The sequence below is a fragment of the Saccharopolyspora sp. genome (assembly GCF_017434145.1).
Classification (GTDB): domain Bacteria; phylum Actinomycetota; class Actinomycetes; order Mycobacteriales; family Pseudonocardiaceae; genus Saccharopolyspora_C; species Saccharopolyspora_C galaxeae.
The window spans coordinates 1-2,060 of the sequence record NZ_JAFRFW010000086.1; the positions used below are offsets into that span (position 1 = coordinate 1).

Below are 2,060 nucleotides of genomic sequence, written 5' to 3' on the forward strand. Positions count from 1 at the left end.
GATCAGCGCCGCCTCCTTGGAGAGGTTCCGCGAGCCGCAGCAGATCGACGAACGAGGAACACCATGAACAAGCGAAAAATCGCCGCCGCACTCGGCGGCCTGGCCGCTGCCGCCGCGCTGACCGGCTGCGGCGGAGGCGCTGAGCACGCGGGCCACGGTCCCGCTCCCCAGGGCCCTTCTGCGCAGCAGGAGCATTCCGGGCAGCAGGAGCATTCCGGGCAGCAGGACCACTCCGCGCACCAGGCGGCCGCCGCGCCCGCGGACATCACGTTCGCGCAGGGCATGATTCCGCATCACCAGCAGGCGGTGGAGATGTCCCGGCTGGCCGAGCAGCGCGCAGGCGCACCCGAGGTGCGGGAGCTGGCAGGCAAGATCGAGGCCGCGCAGGGCCCGGAGATCGACACACTCACCGGATGGCTGCGCCGGTGGGGCGCTCCGGAAGGCGGGCATTCCCAGCACATGGGCGCTTCCGGGCACGCCGGGATGGGCGGCATGATGTCGCCGCAGCAGCTGGACGAGTTGGCGGCGACCAACGGGGCCGAGTTCGACCACCGGTTCCTGGAGCTGATGATCGCCCACCACGAGGGCGCGGTGCGGATGGCCGAAACCGAACTCGCCCGAGGCAGCGCGCCGGAGGCGAAGAAGATGGCCGAGAACATCGTGCGCACCCAGCGCGAGGAAATCGACACGATGCGCGCCTTGATGGGCCGCTGATCACCCGAGGCCGGTGCGGGTCCTGCCCGCACCGGCCGATCGGTGGACTAGCTGATCCGCGCGGTGCAGAGGAAGAACGAAGCGCTCACCGGACGCGCGTAGTCCGGCAGCAGCGGGTCGAACCACTCCCCGACCTCGAAACCGCCTGCGCGCAACAACTTCTCGGCCTTCTCGGCGGTGAGCCCCTGCCAGTTCGGCGTGGCGCGCCCGATTTGGGCGTAGTCCCGTGCGAGCCGCCGGAGAAAACCGTGGTCCGCGCCCGGTTTCAGCGAGTTGAGCGCGCGCCGCGCGTCCATCCCCCACGTGTGCCATACGCCGTCCGCCAACAGCACGGCACCGTCCGGGCGCAACACCTGCCGCCAAGCGAGCAGCGCGCGCACCGGCTCCGGCAGCGTCCAGAGCACGTATCGGGAGGTCACGAGGTCGAACTCGGTGCCGAGTCGGGTGACGTCGTGCCCGCCGCACTCCTCGAACCGGATGTCGACTCCGCGCCGATCGGCGGCTTCGCGGGCGTGCCCGAGCATCGCCGCGGTCGGATCGACCGCGGTGACCTCGTGGCCCAGCTCTGCGACCAATGTGGACAGGAAACCGGGTCCGGTGCCCACGTCCAGCACCCGCAACGGTTCCTGCCGGTGCGGGAACGCCGCGCGCAACGCCTTGTCGCACACCGACTTCCACGCCGCGCGCTTGTCCTCGGGGTAATGCCGGTAGAAGTCGTCGTAGGCGGCGGCCCGCCGCGTCCAGTTGCCGCGCACCGCTTCGATCGCCCGTTCACCGGTCACCGGTACCTCCCTCGTCGTGGCGGTGACCAGCCTGAGCGTTCTCGCCAGTGATGTGCAACTGCGCGGATGTCACATGTTCTCCGCCGCGACATCGCAACTTGCGCACGCGGTGATCTGTGTGCGGCGGCCCGCCGCGGTCGGTTCGCACGCATGACTTCGACCGCCAGATCGGTGGCGCCGGCACCGCTTTCGTAGCAACCGGCACAGCCGGACCGCTGACGCCCAGTATTCGCAACTGCCCCGCACGCGGGTTCTGCCCCGACGGTTGCCCTTTAGGACATGCCCCGGCAGGTCCGTTGGTGTGAGGCTCGATCCGATGGGCAATGCGCGGAGCAACGAACCGGAGCGCGAACGGCAGCACGAACGGCCCGGATCCGCCCGCACGGCCCAGCCGCGGGCGATCGGGCCCCCGCGGCCGTCTGCGGAGCTCTCCCGGCCTGACGTCCTCGCGCTGCAACAGCGGCTGGGCAATCGCACCGCGACGGCAGCCGTGCAACGAGCGAGCGCGGTACCGGTGCAAACCGCCGGAGAAAAGCGGAAGGGCGTGGCGGCCCCGACAGGTGC

General features: G+C 70.6%; 2 protein-coding genes. One reads left to right on the forward strand and one right to left on the reverse strand.

Annotation, left to right across the window (positions count from 1 at the left end; translation table 11 throughout):
* Positions 1 to 63 precede the first annotated feature (63 nt).
* Positions 64 to 714 (forward strand): DUF305 domain-containing protein, encoded by a 651-nt coding sequence (locus IJH84_RS02205; protein WP_295139638.1) that lies wholly within the window; start codon positions 64 to 66, stop codon positions 712 to 714.
* Positions 715 to 761: 47 nt separating this feature from the next.
* Here the strand turns inward: IJH84_RS02205 and IJH84_RS02210 are convergent, their stop codons facing one another.
* Complete coding sequence (locus IJH84_RS02210) at positions 762 to 1,496, reverse strand: class I SAM-dependent methyltransferase (protein WP_295139640.1); 735 nt, start codon at positions 1,494 to 1,496, stop codon at positions 762 to 764.
* Between the last annotated feature and the right edge of the window lie 564 nt (positions 1,497 to 2,060).

Coding starts and splice junctions, on each gene's coding strand:
- IJH84_RS02205 (WP_295139638.1), top strand. CDS start 64: ATGAACAAGCGAAAAATCGCCGCCGCACTCGGCGGCCTGGCCGCTGCC.